Origin of the sequence: Saccharopolyspora gloriosae, from assembly GCF_014203325.1 — a bacterium.
In the GTDB taxonomy this organism is placed as follows: Bacteria; Actinomycetota; Actinomycetes; order Mycobacteriales; family Pseudonocardiaceae; genus Saccharopolyspora_C; species Saccharopolyspora_C gloriosae.
On the sequence record NZ_JACHIV010000001.1, the window covers coordinates 165120 to 182412 of the forward strand.

11 protein-coding genes are annotated in these 17293 nt (G+C 69.7%); all 11 read left to right on the forward strand.

From position 1 onward, the window contains the following. Positions 1-117 precede the first annotated feature (117 nt). Positions 118-642: a YbaB/EbfC family nucleoid-associated protein gene (locus tag BJ969_RS00795; RefSeq protein ID WP_246456646.1), complete on the forward strand. Its 525-nt coding sequence runs from the start codon at positions 118-120 to the stop codon at positions 640-642. A gap of 16 nt (positions 643-658) precedes the next feature. Then, on the forward strand, positions 659-967 hold the full coding sequence (locus BJ969_RS00800; RefSeq protein ID WP_184476309.1) for a type VII secretion target: 309 nt from the start codon (positions 659-661) through the stop codon (positions 965-967). Beyond that, complete coding sequence (locus BJ969_RS00805) at positions 964-5820, forward strand: WXG100 family type VII secretion target (RefSeq protein WP_184476312.1); 4857 nt, start codon at positions 964-966, stop codon at positions 5818-5820. The genes BJ969_RS00800 and BJ969_RS00805 overlap by 4 nt, the downstream gene beginning before the upstream one ends. Positions 5821-5893: 73 nt before the next feature. Continuing rightward, positions 5894-7264 (forward strand): ADP-ribosylglycohydrolase family protein, encoded by a 1371-nt coding sequence (locus BJ969_RS00810; protein WP_184476315.1) that lies wholly within the window; start codon positions 5894-5896, stop codon positions 7262-7264. A gap of 55 nt (positions 7265-7319) precedes the next feature. Beyond that, the gene (locus BJ969_RS00815; protein WP_343071161.1) at positions 7320-9761 is read left to right on the forward strand and encodes an ADP-ribosylglycohydrolase family protein; all 2442 of its coding nucleotides are present in this window, start codon (positions 7320-7322) and stop codon (positions 9759-9761) included. 64 nt (positions 9762-9825) lie between these two features. Beyond that, a complete protein-coding gene (locus BJ969_RS00820) occupies positions 9826-11469 on the forward strand; it encodes a glycohydrolase toxin TNT-related protein (protein WP_343071162.1) in 1644 nt (547 codons plus the stop codon). 498 nt (positions 11470-11967) lie between these two features. Next, positions 11968-12342: a 30S ribosomal protein S12 gene (gene rpsL, locus BJ969_RS00825; RefSeq protein ID WP_009948619.1), complete on the forward strand. Its 375-nt coding sequence runs from the start codon at positions 11968-11970 to the stop codon at positions 12340-12342. After that, positions 12342-12812, forward strand: a complete 471-nt coding sequence (gene rpsG, locus BJ969_RS00830) for a 30S ribosomal protein S7 (RefSeq protein ID WP_184476324.1) — start codon at positions 12342-12344, stop codon at positions 12810-12812. Before rpsL ends, rpsG begins: the two co-directional genes overlap by 1 nt. A 76-nt stretch (positions 12813-12888) precedes the next feature. Beyond that, positions 12889-14991, forward strand: coding sequence for an elongation factor G (gene fusA, locus BJ969_RS00835; protein WP_184476327.1), 2103 nt, complete (start codon positions 12889-12891; stop codon positions 14989-14991). Positions 14992-15151: 160 nt separating this feature from the next. Continuing rightward, complete coding sequence (gene tuf, locus BJ969_RS00840) at positions 15152-16345, forward strand: elongation factor Tu (RefSeq protein ID WP_184476330.1); 1194 nt, start codon at positions 15152-15154, stop codon at positions 16343-16345. Positions 16346-16964: 619 nt separating this feature from the next. Continuing rightward, on the forward strand, positions 16965-17270 hold the full coding sequence (gene rpsJ / locus BJ969_RS00845) for a 30S ribosomal protein S10 (RefSeq protein WP_009948626.1): 306 nt from the start codon (positions 16965-16967) through the stop codon (positions 17268-17270). Positions 17271-17293: the final 23 nt, after the last annotated feature.

Here is a 17293-nt window from a genome sequence, read left to right on the forward strand (position 1 = left end):
GTGATCCGCACCGCCGTCCGCGTCGGCGTTGGTACCGTTCCCGCCGCACGAGAAGATCGGTTGCGGTGCGTGGGCGTCGGCCACGGGTGGCGACCGCGAGCATTGCGGGAGACGGCGTTGCCCGAAGACATCAGCGCGACTGAGCGAATGGTCCGCGAGTGGCAGGAGCGGGCGACGGAGAAGGCCGAGAAGTTCGGCCGCATGCAGGCGCAGATCGAGCAGCTCTCCGTCACCGAGCGCTCGCGCGACGGTGCGGTCCAGGTGACCGTCGGGTCCAGCGGCATGCTCGAGGACCTGGTGCTCGCCGAGAACGCGGGCAACCGTCCGATGACCAAGCTCTCGGCGGAGATCATGCGGGTCGTGCAGCTCGCGCAGTCCCGGCTCCCCGAGCGGATGCGGCAGGCCGCGGCGGACACCGTCGGCGAGGACGACGAGGCCGTGCGGCACATGCTGGGCCAGGCGACCCGGTTCTTCCCGGAGGCGCCCGAGGAACCGGAGGAACCGCCGAAGCGGCCCGGTGTCCAGGAGATGCGCATCGGCACCGACGAGGACCGGCCGCAGCGTCCTGCGCGCAGGCCGAGCCGTCGCGCGCCGGACGACTTCGACGACGACGACTTCAGCCGCGGCTCGTTCCTGCGCTGACCGGGGGAGAACCGACATGCCCGAGCAGATGAACGTCGTCATCGAGAGCCTGCGCGCGCACGCGTCCAAAGTGGACGGAGTAGCGGACGAGCTGGACGGCGCGGTGCGGACCTCCGAGCAGGTGTCGATGGACAACGACGCCTACGGAATCCTGTGCCGGCCGTTCGCGTGGATGGTCGACCAGGCCGAGCAGCAGGGGATCGACACGATCAAGGAAGCCGCGAAGGCCATCCGGGACACCGCGCAGGAGGTCCGCGCCGCGGCCGAGGACTACCAGTCCGCCGACGACGGCAACCGGGACGTGCTCGGCGGTATGCAGGCGTGACCAACCCGCTCAGCAACGCGCAGAACGCCGCCGACCCCGCCGAACCACCCGAGAGCATCAAGGGCATCGGCATCGCCGAGTCCTGGCACGACGTCACCAGCCTCAACGACGGTTCCAGCTGGATCGAGTCCGGCCTCGCCTACGGCGGCCTGGCGATGGAAGCGGTCAGCGTCGTCGTCGACCCCATCGGCACGCTGCTGTCCTACGGCCTGTCGTGGCTGATCGAGCACGTGCAGCCGTTGCAGGACGCCCTGGACTGGTTCGCGGGCGACCCCCAGGGCGTCGAGGCGTACGCGCAGCAGTGGCAGCAGGTCGCGGTCTCGATCAACACGGCGGCGACCGGGTACTCCGAGGCCGTCCGGGCCGACACCGCGCAGTGGACCGGTGCCGCGGGCGACGCCTACCGGCGGCACGCCGCGGAGAAGGGCGAGGCGCTGACCGGCGCGGGGAAGCTCGCGGAGACCATCGGCACGGTCGTCGAGGCGATGGGCATGGTCGTGTCGTTCGTGCGCGACTTCGTGCGGGACCTGATCGCCGACTGCATCTCCCGGCTCATCACCTACGCGCTGGAGGCGTGCGCGCCGCCGGTCGTCTCGCTGGCGTGGGTGGTGCCGCAGGCGGTGGCGTTCATCGCCAAGACCGTCACCAAGGTCTCCGACGTCGTGCAGAAGTTGCTGAAGACCATCAGCAACGTCTCGCCGAAGATGGCGAAGATGGTCGAGGCCTTCGGCGACATCATGCGGCTGCTCGGCAAGGGCGGGAAGCAGGCCGGCGAGAAGGCGGCCCAGGCCGGGCGGTTCGCCGCGAAGGCCGCCGACAAGCTCGACGTCTCCGGCAAGATCGCGGACAAGGCGGCGGAGAAGGCGTGGCGGAGGGTCGACGACGTCTTCGGCACCGACGTCGCCGGCAAGCACCAGGCCAAGTTCGGGCCGGACCTGCCCGGCGGTTCCGGTGGTGGGGCAGGGGATTCCGGCGGCGATCTGTCGGCGCCGGGTGGTTCCGCGCCGGGCGCCCCGCCGCGGTCGACGGATTCGGACTTCTCGCCGGTTTCCGGTGGTGAGGCGGGGAGTTCCTCGCGCGCGGCGTCCGGTGGTGCTGACGTGTCCGGCTCGGCGCGGGCCGACGAGGGTGCCGCCGCGCATCCGGGGTCGCCGAGCGCCGGTGCGCCCGCGCAGGGCGGGCACGGTCCGGCGGGCGGCGGTGCGCACGGTCCGGCGGCGGGCGGCGGTGCCCCGGAGAGTTCGCCGCGAGCGGACGCTCCGGCGCCTGGCGGACACAGTGGACAGCCGTCGGCCGTCGGTGGTTCCGCGGCGGGCGACCCGGCCGGTGGTTCGCGGGCAGGTGACCCGACCTCCGGTGGTGGGCATGCGGCGGGCGGATCGCCGGGTTCGTCCGCGGAGGCACCGAGCCGTCCGGCCTCCACCACGGCCTCCGGAGTGGAGGCGCCCGCACGTCCCCAGCCGTCCGGGCCGGAGGCGCCGGCCGCGCCGAACACGCCGCGCCAGGACCCGCAGGCCGCACCCGGGGGTGGCGGCCCGGCCGCCGCAGGAGGCCCTGGCGGCGCGGCACCCCCCGCCGGGGGAGCACGCCCAGGCTCCGGTGGCTGGACCGGCACACCCGGCAGCCCCGGCGCCGCTCGTCAAGCGGGCGGGAACTCGGGACCGCGCGGCCCGGAGGCGCCGGGCAGGCCAGGCGCCGCTCACCAGAGCACCCCGCGCGGCCCTGACTTCCCGCGCGGCCCCGGCGGTGCGCCGCACGGCGGCTCGCGCCCGGACGCTCCGCCTCGGATGCGGCAGGACGGTCCTCCGCCACAGCCGCGTCCCGACGCCCTCCCACCCGGCAGCGGCCCGCGCGCCGCCGGTCCGCAACACCCGTTCCGCGCAGGCGAAGCACCGGTGCGCGGTCCGCACCCGGCTGCGGCCGCTCCCCGGGGGCCGCGCTCGGACGGCGCCCCTGCTCCCGGCGGACGCCCCGACATGCCACGCGTCGCGCATGCCGATTCCGGTGCACGCGCGCCGACTCCGCGGGGTGTCGGGAGCCCGCAGGTGCCGCACGGCGGTCCGGCACCTCGACCGAACGGCGCGGACGGGCCGCAGTGGGGATCGGTCCGACCCGAGCACTACGGCGGCGTCCGAGGCGCGGCGACCCCGGCGTGGGGACCCGGTCGGCCGCGCCTGGAGGCGCAATCCGCGCCGCTCGAACCGACGCGCGCCCCGCAACGACCACAACCGGCCGCACCCGAGCAGCCGAAGCACTCGACCAGCGAGTCGATGGCCGCCGAGGAGCCGATCCCCCACGAGAAGCGGTTCGACCACCGCTGGAACGTCGACGGGAGCCGCTTCCGCAGGCTCGACATCTCCGAGGACCTGCACGCGAAGCTCGGCACCGACGTCCAGCACATCCGCGCGACCACGGCCGGAATCTCGATGGTCCGGCACTCCGGACCGGTGTTCAACAAGGCGGAGTTCCAGCAGAAGCTGCCGCGACCGGCCGTGGACCCGAAGCGCTTCACGGTCGAAGTCCACGGCGGCCCGCACGGGGTGCGACTCGGCGGCACGGACCTGAACGCGAAGGAATTGGCCGAGGTCATCAAGGCCGCACCCGGTTACAAGCCGGGCGAACCGGTCCGCCTGCTGGCCTGCCGCACCGGCGCCGACACCGGCGACGGCACGCCGAACTTCGCGCAGGAACTCGCGAAGGAACTCGGCGTCGAGGTCGTCGCCCCGAAAACCGACGCCTGGGTCGACAACTTCGGCAACATCTACGCCAGCAACGACCGCGCGTCCTTCACCCCCGACGCGTCCGGTGCCCCGCAACCGCGCTTCGACGAACCCGGCCAGTGGACCGCCTTCCGCCCCGACGGCACCACGGCCGTCCACGACAGCCCCTACCCACCGGGCCACGAACCGGAATGGGTCCGCTTCGGCGACCAAGCCGAAGCAGCGGAACGCCGCAGCATCTGGCCGTTCAGGAGGAAGAAGGACGACGAGCTCGATCCACATGAGCAGTGGGCCAGGCGACATCAGCCACCGCCACCTGCGGCCCAGAAATCTCCGCAGCCCCATCAGTGGCCTGGTCAAGCGCCACCGCACTTGAACCGGCAGTTCCCACCGCAGCAGTTCCGTGCCCAGCCGGCACAACCGCGGCCGGGCGAGTACCCCACGCAGTTCGGCCAGGGGCACGGCACTCCGCCGAGTGCTCCGCGCTCGCCAGGGCAGGGCTTCCAGAACGGGCCTCCGCACGCTCCGGGCGGTGACGGCCGACACGGGGGACACGAGCAAGGCCCTTCGGCGCTTCCGTCAAGACCACCGTCGCACCCGCAGCACCGCGCGATGCAGCCACCGCCGCAAGCACCACCGGCGCCCCGTTCCCACCCGTCGTCCCGTCCTGCACCGCACGCCGCAGGACCTGGTGGGCAGGCGGCGCCGAGGCCACCGCAATCCGCTCCCCAACAGTGGTCACCGCTCGCACCGCATGCCCTCCCACGGGCTCAAGGGCCGTACCAGCCGGCGCCGCGGCCGCCGATGGCATCGAGCGCCCCGTCGCACGCGCCGCAGACAGGCCAGGGCGGGGCGTTCCCCGAACACGGACGGCCGCACACGTCCGGTGGGGACCGCCCACCGAGGCCGAACGTGACGTCCGGTCCGCAGGGGACGCCCCCGGCGCCGCACCGAAGCGCATTCCCGCAAGCAGGCTCCGCGAACGGTGCGCATCTTTCAGGCGGCGGTCCGCAGCATCGCTCATTCGATTCGACTCCGCGCCCGGGAAGTTCGCCTGAGGCCGCGACGACCGCCGATTTTCCGCCGCCGCGTCACGATGCTGGGGACGGAGAACCGGACGGTTCCTCACAGCTCGGTGGGGCCACGTCGGAAGAGAGCCACTTCTCGGGTTCCGAGGCGACGGCGGAGCAGGAATCCGCTCCCTACATCGGATTCGAACTCGACAAGTCCGAGCCGTCCATCGACCCGGCCCCTGATGTGCCGGAGCCGCCGTCCGGGAACTCGAAGATCGCGGACGCCCTCGGCGTCACACCGGACACGGACGAGGAGCTCGCTGCGCGAGCTCTGGCTCGGGAGGAGCGGGCACGAGAGATCGCGGAGGCTGAATTCGCGACGCCGACGGGTAGTGGAACGGCAGGGTTCATCGCCCGTGACCAGGATATTGATCGGTTCGGCGACATCCTGGAGCGCTACGGCGATGGCCGTCCTTATCGGAGGCTCGATTCTGAAGAGCTGGTCATGGCGCGCTTGAAGAATCCGGTCGCGTTGCGAGGTGTCACCGATGTCGAGCTGACGGCGATGCGCAGCTACACCATGGATGGTGCGAACAGTCCGACGGGTGGTTCTTGCTACCAGCTCAACGAACGTCTGCGCAATGGTGATCCTCCGGTGGAGGAGGGGCATCCGGACTACGAGAAGCTCCCGGGGCAGGAAGAATACCGACGAGTTCTCACCTCGGGGTTGAACAAGATGCGGGCCAACCTGATCGAATCCGGGGAAGTGTCGGCCGCGCCGGTGTCCTTGGGTCGGAACATCGGTGTTCCGCTGACGTCGCTCGATGATTTCGCCAAGCGCTATGCGCCCGGGAACGCGGTGACGGAGAACGCGTTCGTCAGTTGCAGCCCGGAGCGGAGCGACTTCCAGCCCAAGGGCTATCATCCGGAAACGCATGCCTTCGTCCAGTTCACGATCAAGACTCCCGATGGGGTCTCGGTCCAACATCTTTCCGGATTCGAGTTCGAGAGGGAGACGCTCGTGGTTGCAGGGCGGAATTTCCGCGTCACTCACTTCGCCGATGACGATTCGGGTCCTGAGCGCAGGATCGAGGTCGTGCTCGAGGCCATCGAAGAATGAGTCGTGGAGTGCGGATCGTGGCGGTGCGTCGAGATTTTCCCCGTGCTTTCTCTGGGATGCTGAGGAGCCGATGATGGCAGCGGACAGCAGTGCGGCGGGCCAGGGGCCCGCTATGCAGGTGGCGTTGAACGCCGATGAAGTCGAGTTCATCTCGGCGTGGCGAATGTATCGCGCGGGCGATGCGGCGTTGTCGCAGTCGGCCCGAGATTTCCTGGATCAGATTTCGAATCGGGCAGGAATCAGCGGTGGGGGCGACTCCTCGGCCGCGTCGGCCCCTCGTATTCGTGATCTTCCGGTTTACGACGCGGACGCCGCAGAGCGGATCAAGGCCGCTCTTCCTGGGATCGTTCTCGGTGGCGCCGTGGGGGACTCGATCGGTGCGCCGGTCGAATTCGACGACCTTGCGATCATTCAGCAGAAGTGCGGTCCTGCTGGTGTTTCGGGGCCGCTTCCGGTGTTCGGGAAGCCGAGTGCGTTCACCGATGACACGCAGTTGCTCGCCTTCACGCTGGAAGCCCTCATCATCGGCCGATCCCAACTTCGGGCAGGGGGTTTTCGCACGCACTCGCACCCGCGCAACGCTCTCCAGATGTCCTACGCGCGTTGGCTGCACACACAAGGGTTGGAATGGCGTGCAACGTTGCCCGGCACCTTGCGCAAGGCGATTCCTGAGCCGGGCGGCTGGCTGGTCGGCCAAGAAGAACTCCGGGCGCAACGATCGCCGGATCGAGTCAGCCTGGACGCACTCGCCGCGTTCGCACGGGCGACCGACGACAACGCCGCTCAAGGGATCAGCAACTTCGACACCCCGCTGAACCAGGACAAGAGCCCAGGCGCCCTGCTCCGGGCCGCGCCGTGCTTCCTGTGGTCCGACGTGCCGGAACGGGTGTTCAACCTGGGCGCCAACGTCGGCGTGATCACCCACGGGCACCCGACCGGTTACCTGCCGTCCGGAACCTTCGCGACGGTGTGCGGCGGACTTGCGCAGGGAGCGTCGCTGCGGGCCGCGATCGACGGCGCGTTGGAGCAGCTCCGCCGGTGGGAAGGCAATGACGAGACGCGGTCGTCGTTGGAGCGAGCACTGGAACTGGCGGAGTCCGGGCGGATGGATGCGGATGCCCTCGAGGCTCGCATCGGTCCGGGCTGGCGCGCTGACGAGGCTCTGGCCATCGGCTTGGCCGCCGCCGTCGCGTCCCCCGGCGACTTCCGGCGAGCGGTCGGTGTGGCGGTCAACCGGTCCGGGAACAGCACGACACCGGCCGCGGTGTGCGGTGCCGTGCTGGGGGCCTTGCACGGCGTTGCGATCGTTCCACCGGACTGGCTGTCGACCCTGGAATGGCGTGCAGGGTTCGAAGAACTGATCAGCGACTCGCTCGCTGAGTTCGCCGCGCCGGACGCCGCCGACGGGGCGGACTGGTCTGCGAAGTACCCGCGGCAACTCTGACTGTGCGACGAACGGACTGTGAAGGCTGACTATGACGCGGTTCAGAACCCTTCGGGTGCCTCTGACCTGGGAGGAACAGCAGGCGATACGGGCATGGCGCGAGGTGTCGGCGGAGGGGAGCGCCAGCCGATTCCTCGCCGACGTCAAGCAGGTGGTGCCCCGCGTACCGGGACTGCCCCGGGAGCGGGTCAACAGCACGACGCTCAGTTCCGCGGAGCTGACGGCGTTGTCCGCGTGGCGTCGAACCCACTCCGACGTGCTGGCCCGGACGCCGCTGGATTCGCTCGCGGTCAGGGCGATCGAACGTGGTGGAGACTTCGTCGCCGGCGGCCCGGTCGAGTTCCGGGCGCCGTTCACCCCGGCCCACTCGACTCCATTCAACGGCGGCGAGAAGGAAGCCGCGCAGCTGGAGAGCCGCTGCATCGGTCTGCTCGTGGGCGCCATGGCCGCGGACCTGCCCGGTGACTCGTACCGGACCGCGCTCGCATTCGTGGCCGCTGAATCGGTGATCCGTTCGCACCTCGCGCTGCGTCGAGCCGGAGCGGCTCACCTGGTCCAGGAGTTCCACTTCGGGAAGCAGCGCCTGGACTGGTTGCTGGGGCAACGTCGCGCGCAGCGCCCGTCGGGGTGGTTGTGGCAGGACCGAGCGATGCTCGGCATCGTCGGCGGCCGGTTCCTCGCCGACGCCGATCGTGACCCGACGGCGTTGCTGGCCGCAGCCGCGCCGCTCGCGGTCCTCGGTGGCTCGGAAGAAGTCGTCGCGGCGCTTCAGGCGTGGACCGCGGACGCCGGAGTCCACCTCGCCGGAGCCGCGCTCGCGGCACTGCTCCGGCACCGGGTCTTCCACCCGACGTGGGGTGTGGCGTTGAGCGCAGTGCGCACGGAACTGCGGCCGTGGCCGGATCATGAGCCCGTTCTCGCCCTGCTCGGTTCGTCGATCGAGCTCGCGCGAACCGCGCCTGCGGGCGTCGCCGCTCGACAGGAGATCATCAACGAGCACTTCGGCTCCGGCGCTGCGCATGCCGCCCTGGCCGCGGCCTTGTACGCGGTGGCGTCGAGCGCATCGTGGCAGGACGCTTTCGACGTGGCGTCCGGCTGGGAGCCGGACGGGCGAACTGCCGGGATGCTGTGCGGCTTCCTCAACGGGATGTGCGACGGCCCCACCGCGGTGCCCGGTGAGCGATTGCGGGACTCCCGGCTGCTCGGCGTCGCCACTCGGCTCGGCCGTGACCTCGCCGCCGAGTTCGGACGACTTCCTCGTGATGACGCGGAGTGGCACCGCGGCTACCCGAGCGGCCCGTGGACGACAGGCGCGTCGCCGGATGCTCCGCAGCGCACGACGGTCATCCGGGACGAGCATGACCGCCCTGCGAACCCCCGCCCGCAGTCCGCAGCACGCCCGGAGCCGCTCTCCCCGCGAGACCGCTTCATCGGGGCGCTGGTCGGCGGGGCGGTGGGGGATGCGCTCGGGTATGCGGTGGAGTTCCAGGACATCGGGACGATCCGGCGCGAGCACGGCGAGGGCGGGCTAGCCGGGCCGGTGCTGCGGGACGGCGTCGCGCGGGTCTCCGATGACACGCAGATGATGCTGTTCACGTTGGAAGGCCTGATCCGGGCGCACGTGGCGCGGCGGATGAAGCCGGTGGACAACGATCCGATCCCCGAGGTGCAGCACGCCTACCAGCGCTGGCTCCACACGCAGGGCCGTCCGTGGGCGCAGGCGGGCGGGCCTTACGCGCAGCACTTGCAGGTACCGGACGGGTGGTTGATCACCAACTCGGCGTTGTTCGCGCAGCGCGCGCCGGGCGGCACCTGTCTGGGGGCGTTGGAGAGCTTCGAGCGGACGCACCGGCACGCCACGCCGCAGCATCGGATCAATGATTCCAAGGGGTGCGGCGGGGTCATGCGCGCGGCACCGGTCGCGGTGTGGTCGAACGATCCGGCCGAGGTGTTCTGGGCCGCGGTCGGGACCGCCGCGCTCACCCACGGCCATCCCAGCGGTTTCCTGTCGGCGGGGGTGCACGCGGTGATCGTGCACCAGCTGATCCGCGAAGTGCCGTTGCCGGAGGCGGTACGGGTGGCTCGGGACCTGCTGGTGCGATGGCCACGGCACGAGGAGCAGTTGCGGGCCCTGGACGCGGCAGTCGAGCTGTCCGAGCGGGGGCCGGTCGCCCCGGAGGAGATCGAGGCGGCTCTCGGCCAGGGCTGGGTCGGTGAGGAGGCGCTCGCGATCGGGCTCTACGCCGTGCTCGCCACCGGCGGCGTGCGGGAGGCGCTGCTGCTGTCGGTGAACCACTCGGGGGACTCGGACTCGACGGGGATGGTGTGCGGCAACATCGCGGGGGCGCTGCACGGCATCCACGCCTTGCCGCCGGAGTGGCTGCAGGCCTTGGAACTGCGCGACGTCGTCGAGGCCCTCGCGCGGGACGCGCTCACCGAGTTCAGCCCGTCGGCGCCGACCGATGCGTCGTGGACGTGGCGGTACCCGGCATGGTGATCACGATCGTTCGGCGGCGGGCGTCCACCCGCGACGCCGCCGCGAACCACGAAGGGGAGAACAGGTGATTCTGGGGACGCCCATCGCCGGGACCTGCGTCCGGACCGGAGGTCGGCTGGTGCCGCTGCTGGAGTCGCGGGACGGCTCGGCGGTGCTCGACGGCGTCGAGGCTCCGGTCCCGCACGAGCGGATCGACGCCGTCCTGGTGCGCCAGGGCGAGCCGCCCGAGCCTGGCCGTCCCTTCCCCTCCTCGGCGTCCCACGGTGCGCCGACGAAACCGGCCGCACGCCCGGACACGCGCGCCGAGGTGCGCGGGCTCGTTCCGCGGCTGGGACCGCCGGGGTGGCGGGAGGTCCACGTCGAGTGCGCGGCGCTCGGCACCCGCATCGAGGTCGTGGCGACCGTCGTCACCGACGACGGCAGGCACCCGTGGATCTCGCCGCAGGAGCTCGTCGACGCGCTGCAGCGCAGCCGCGCCGTCGAGTACCGGCCGGAGCAGGGGGCGTGGACCACGGCGCGCTGCACCGCCGTCGTCGGGGCGGAGCCGGAGTTCGAGACCGCTCACGCCGAGGTCCGGTGGGCGGACGGGGAGGACGATCCGCAGGCCGCCTTCGACGAGCTCCGCTACTTCCCGCGCGTCCAGGCGCCGGAGTGGCTGCTCGTGCAGGCGTGGCGGCACTTCGCGAACCACCGCGACGCCGCGGGAGCGCGCGGGCCGGTCCGGATGGCGCAGGTCTTCGACGGAACGGACGGCGACGGGCGCCCGCTGGCGCACCGGCCGGTGCTGCCGTGGCTGGAGAAGCAGCTGGTCCTCGACTACCTGCTGGGAGGTGAGGTCGTCCTGTCGGCCCGCAGCACCTCCGAGGACGAGATCGACCCGCGGCGCCCGCCGGCGGTGCCCAAGCAGTTCCACACCGACGGCACCTGGGCGTGGCCGCTGGCGACGGCCTACTACCTCGACGCCCACGACATCACGCCGCCGCGCGACTTCCTCGACCACATCCGCCGCAACGGCCACCGCTGCCCGGAGCGCGTCGCCGACCACGCCACCGAGCAGGCGAAGGCGCTGGTGCTGGGCGCTGACCCGGACGCCCTGGACGGCGAGCGCGCCGCGGACGCGATCGACGTGGCCCGGCGGTTCATCGCGAGGTTCGGCGTCAGCCGGCGCTTCTACAGCTTCACCGAACCCCTCGAAGGCGGCTGGAGCATGCTGCGCGAGCCGGACGGCTGGTGGTCGGTGTTCTGCCTCGACGAGGGGGAGGTGCGCAACGAGTCCCGCTTCGCGGAGGCCCACGGCGCCGCGGCGCACCTGATCGGAGCGGTGGCGCTGACCCGGACCTCGATGCTGCGGGAACTCGACGAGCCGCTCGCCGACTACGAGTGCCCGATCGAACCGCTCGGTCCGGACCTGCCGCTGTCGCACTACGACGACAGGTTCGTCGTGGTGCTGCCCGACGGCGCCGAGGTCGACCGGTTCGGGACGTCCGACGGCAACACCGTGTTCGTGCCCGGCACGGGGCTGCCGCACCGCTCGATGCCACCGGAGCGGGCGCCGGGGGAGTACCGCCGGTACCGGGTGCTCGGCGGCTACGAAGTGGTGACCGGAGTGATCCGACCGGACCACGGCCAGGTCGGCGGCGGTCAGGCCTACTTCCTGCCGCAGGCCGTCGGCGAGCTCGTCGCCGGTGGCTGGCTCGCGGAGCTCTGATGCGCGTGCGGCGGGTTCCGCGCTCCCCGAGCGGGCCTGCGGCTCTTGCTCGCAGGGGTAAACTCGGCGGGAACACCACACCACTAGCTCGGTCCGCGGCGGCTTCGGGGAAGATCGAGCAGGTCTTGGGGACCCCGTTTTGACCCCCTCAGAACGGGGCGGGTATCTTTGTTTATCGGACCCGAAAGCTATCGGGTCGGTCCGTATGCCCGTGCGTGAACAGGGGCCGCTCCGGTGGTCGTGATCGCGGACATGGGCCGTGCGGAACTCTCCTGACAACCATCGGGTTCGTTCCTGTCGGTGCGCTCCCGCAGGCACCACCAGCGCCGCAAGGCCGAGGAGCGGGCGACACGCCCGACCTCGTGGTGCGGGGGAGGCCTAAGTAAACAGTGCCTGCGAGGTGCTCGGCGCCAGGGCACGTGCCCGGACGCCGACGTTGCGAGCGCCGCCGGGCGAGAGCAACCACGAAGACGCGAACGCTCAAGAGAAAGCCGGTCCATGCCCACCATCCAGCAGCTGGTCCGTAAGGGCCGCCAGGACAAGGTCGCCAAGACCAAGACTGCGGCGCTCAAGGGGAGCCCGCAGCGGCGTGGCGTGTGCACCCGCGTGTACACCACCACCCCGAAGAAGCCCAACTCGGCACTGCGCAAGGTCGCTCGTGTCAAGCTCACCAGCGGCATCGAGGTCACGGCCTACATCCCGGGTGAGGGGCACAACCTCCAGGAGCACTCGATCGTGCTGGTTCGCGGCGGCCGTGTGAAGGACCTCCCCGGCGTGCGGTACAAGATCATCCGTGGGTCTGCCGACACGCAGGGTGTGAAGAACCGCAAGCAGGCTCGCAGCCGGTACGGCGCGAAGAAGGAGAAGAGCTGATGCCCCGCAAGGGTCCGGCCCCGAAGCGGCCGCTCAACGCCGATCCCGTGTACGCCTCGCCGCTGGTCACCCAGCTGGTGAACAAGGTCCTCGTCGACGGCAAGCGCTCGTTGGCCGAGAAGATCGTGTACGCGGCGCTCGAAGGTGCGCGGGAGAAGAACAGCACCGACCCGGTGGTCACGCTCAAGCGCGCGCTGGACAACGTGAAGCCGACCCTGGAGGTCCGCAGCCGCCGTGTCGGTGGCGCGACCTACCAGGTGCCGATCGAGGTCCGCGCCGGTCGCTCCACCACGCTGGCGCTGCGCTGGCTCGTGACCTACTCGCGGCAGCGCCGCGAGAAGACCATGGTCGAGCGCCTGATGAACGAACTGCTCGACGCCAGCAACGGCCTCGGCGCGAGCGTCAAGAAGCGCGAAGACACGCACAAGATGGCGGAGTCCAACAAGGCCTTCGCGCACTACCGCTGGTGACGTCGGGTCGGCTCCTGCCCGCCTCGGCACACCGATTCGACGGCTTGCATCTGCTGTAGGAACGGGGAAGAAACTCGTGGCACGCGACGTGCTGACGGACCTCACGAAGGTCCGCAACATCGGCATTATGGCCCACATCGACGCGGGCAAGACCACCACGACCGAGCGGATCCTGTACTACACCGGGATCAACCACAAGCTCGGCGAGACGCACGACGGCGCCTCGACGATGGACTGGATGGAAGAGGAGCAGAAGCGGGGTATCACGATCACCTCGGCTGCTACCACGACCTTCTGGGAAGACAACCAGATCAACATCATCGACACTCCGGGACACGTCGACTTCACGGTCGAGGTGGAGCGCTCGCTGCGCGTCCTGGATGGCGCCGTCGCGGTCTTCGACGGCAAGGAAGGTGTCGAGCCGCAGTCCGAGCAGGTCTGGCGGCAGGCGGACAAGTACGACGTCCCGCGCATCTGCTTCGTCAACAAGATGGACAAGCTCGGTGCGGACTTCTACTTCACCGTGAAGACCATCCGCGAGCGGCTCAACGCCACTCCGCTGGTGCTTCAGCTGCCCATCGGCACCGAGTCCGACTTCGAGGGCGTCGTCGACCTGGTCAGCATGAAGGCGCTGACCTGGCGTGGTGACGTGAAGAAGGGCGAGAGCTACGAGATCGAGCCGATCCCGGAAGACCTCGTCGAGAGCGCGAACTCGTACCGCGAGCAGCTGGTCGAGGCCGTCGCCGAGACCGACGAGGCTCTGATGGAGGCCTACTTCGGTGGCGAGGAACTCACCACCGAGCAGATCAAGGCCGGCATCCGGAAGCTGACCGTCGAGCGCACCGCGTTCCCGGTCCTGTGCGGCACCGCGTTCAAGAACAAGGGCGTGCAGCCCATGCTCGACGCGGTCGTCGACTTCCTGCCGTCGCCGCTGGACGTGCCGCCGGTGCAGGGTCTGATGCTCGACGGTGAGACCACCGCGGAGCGCAAGCCCAGCACCGAGGAGCCCTTCGCCGCGCTGGTGTCCAAGATCGCCGTGCACCCGTTCTACGGGAAGCTGACCTACATCCGGGTCTACTCGGGCAAGGTCACGCAGGGCACGCAGGTCATGAACTCCACGCGTGAGCGCAAGGAGCGCATCGGGAAGTTCTTCCAGATGCACTCCAACAAGGAGAACCCGGTCGACGAGGCCCAGGCGGGTCACATCTACGCCGTGGTCGGTCTCAAGGAGACCACCACCGGTGACACGCTGTGCGATCCGCAGAAGCCGATCGTGCTCGAGTCGATGACCTTCCCGGAGCCCGTCATCGACGTGGCCGTCGAGCCGAAGACGAAGGCCGACCAGGAGAAGCTCTCCACGGCGATCCAGAAGCTCGCCGAGGAGGACCCGACCTTCCGCGTTCACCACGACGAGGAGACCGGTCAGACGGTCCTCTCCGGCATGGGCGAGCTGCACCTGGAAGTCCTGGTCAACCGGATGAAGTCGGACTTCAGGGTCGAGGCGAACATCGGTAAGCCCCAGGTGGCCTACCGCGAGACGATTCGCAAGTCGGTCGAGAAGTACGAGTACACGCACAAGAAGCAGACCGGTGGTTCCGGGCAGTTCGCCCGCGTCATCATCGCGGTCGAGCCGATCGAGCAGACTGCCGACAGTGCGACGTACGAGTTCCAGAACAAGGTCACCGGTGGTCGCGTCCCGCGCGAGTACATCCCGTCGGTGGACCAGGGCGCGCAGGACGCCATGCAGTACGGCGTGCTGGCCGGCTACCCGCTGGTGGGCGTCAAGGTGACCTTGCTGGACGGCCAGTACCACGAGGTCGACTCCTCGGAGATGGCGTTCAAGGTCGCCGGTTCCATCGCCCTGAAGGAGGCCGCGCAGAAGGCCTCCCCGGCGATCCTCGAACCGGTGATGGCGGTCGAGGTGATCACGCCCGAGGACTACATGGGCGATGTCATCGGCGACCTCAACTCCCGCCGTGGCCAGATCCAGGCCATGGAGGAGCGCAGCGGTGCGCGTGTCGTCAAGGCGCAGGTGCCGCTGTCCGAGATGTTCGGGTATGTCGGCGACCTGCGTTCCAAGACGCAGGGCCGCGCGAACTACTCGATGGTGTTCGACTCCTACGCCGAGGTTCCCGCGAACGTGGCGAAGGAGATCATCGCGAAGGCTACGGGCGAGTAATTCCCTGTAGTTCGGCGGCGGCCGGCTCGGCCTCGTGATCGGGGCCGCGGCCGTCCGCCTCCAAACCCGACAGGACTCCGCCTGGCACTAAATCTTCGCGTAACGCGGGGACTGGCTAGTCGTACGGCGGAAAGAGAACTAAGTCCAGGAGGACAATCCAGTGGCTAAGGCGAAGTTCGAGAGGGACAAGCCGCACGTCAACATCGGGACCATCGGTCACGTTGACCACGGCAAGACCACGCTCACCGCGGCCATCACCAAGGTGCTGCACGAGAAGCACCCGGAGCTGAACCCCTTCACGCCGTTCGACGAGATCGACAAGGCGCCGGAGGAGAAGCAGCGCGGTATCACGATTCAGATCGCGCACGTCGAGTACCAGACCGAGAAGCGTCACTACGCGCACGTCGACGCCCCCGGTCACGCCGACTACGTGAAGAACATGATCACCGGTGCCGCCCAGATGGACGGGGCGATCCTGGTGGTGGCCGCCACCGACGGCCCGATGCCGCAGACGCGTGAGCACGTGCTGCTGGCTCGCCAGGTCGGTGTGCCCTACATCCTCGTCGCGCTGAACAAGGCCGACATGGTCGACGACGAGGAGATCATGGAGCTCGTGGAGATGGAGGTCCGCGAGCTGCTGTCCGGCGAGGAGTACGACGGCGACGGTGCTCCGGTCGTCCGCGTCTCCGCGCTGAAGGCGCTCGAGGGCGACCCCGAGTGGACCGACAAGGTCATGCAGCTGCTCGACGCGGTCGACGAGAACGTTCCGGACCCGGAGCGCGAGACCGACAAGCCCTTCCTGATGCCGGTCGAGGACTCCTTCTCGATCACCGGCCGCGGCACCGTGGTGACCGGTCGGATCGAGCGCGGCGTCATCAAGGTGAACGAAGAGGTCGAGCTCGTCGGCATCAAGGACACCGCGCTGAAGACCACGGTCACCGGCGTCGAGATGTTCCGCAAGCTGCTGGACGAGGGCCAGGCCGGTGACAACGTCGGTCTGCTCGTGCGCGGCATCAAGCGCGAGGACGTCGAGCGCGGCATGGTGGTCGTCAAGCCGAAGACCACGACCCCGCACACCGAGTTCGAGTGCCAGGTCTACATCCGGTCGAAGGAGGACGGTGGCCGTCACACCCCGTTCTTCAACAACTACCGGCCGCAGTTCTACTTCCGCACCACCGACGTGACCGGCGTCGTGACCCTCCCCGAGGGCACCGAGATGGTCATGCCGGGCGACAACGTCGAGATGTCGGTGCAGCTGATCCAGCCGATCGCGATGGAGGACGGCCTCCGCTTCGCGATCCGCGAGGGTGGTCGTACGGTCGGCGCGGGTCGCGTCACCAAGATCATCAAGTGATCCACCGCGAGGGCCTGCTCCTTCTCTGAAGGGGCAGGCCCTCGCTGGCTTCCGGGGTCCGCGCCGCGGTGCGAACTCCGAAAACCACCCCCCGATTCGGGCTGGCATACGGCGTGTGCCATCCTGTATGGGTTGCTCGTTCGGAGCGGCCGGTTTCCCAGGCGTTCATCGCCTAGTAGTGGAAGTCCCGGCCGCTCCGCCACGAGAAGCCCCGCGCCCTGGAGTTTCGGAGCAGGACCGGTTTCGGCCGGGCCTGGGCGCTGCGCCGGGAGTTCTCCCGCGTCGCCGTCCGGCAGGGTGCACAGCAAGAGGTGTACGGGTCTTCGGGAGTGCCCTTCGGGGAGCTCCGTGATCCATCCCAGCGGCGGAGTTCGATGGGACCGGTCTGTTCGCAGCGGGCGACACGCCCGACCGCGTGTACCGGGCACCAGCAACCTGAACAGGGGCGGACCGAGGGCTGAGTTCGACGGGCGGGAGAAATCCCGGTTCGAGAGCTCACCGGCCCAGGCCGCGACGGGCACCCGAAGCCCATGGGCGCAGCGCCGTCGTCAGCATCGAGCTGAAGACCGCCGCAGCGCCGACCACTGGCGGCACGAGACTAGAGGAACGGCAAGCCACTATGGCGGGACAGAAGATCCGCATCCGGCTCAAGGCCTACGACCACGAGGCGATCGACGCGTCCGCGCGCAAGATCGTTGAGACCGTGACGCGCACCGGCGCTCGGGTCGTCGGGCCGGTGCCGCTGCCGACGGAGAAGAACGTCTACTGCGTCATCCGCTCTCCGCACAAGTACAAGGACTCGCGGGAGCACTTCGAGATGCGGACGCACAAGCGGCTCATCGACATCCTCGAACCGACGCCGAAGACGGTGGACGCGTTGATGCGCATCGACCTTCCGGCCAGCGTCGACGTGAACATCCAGTAAGGGTCGGCCCATCGTGAGACGGC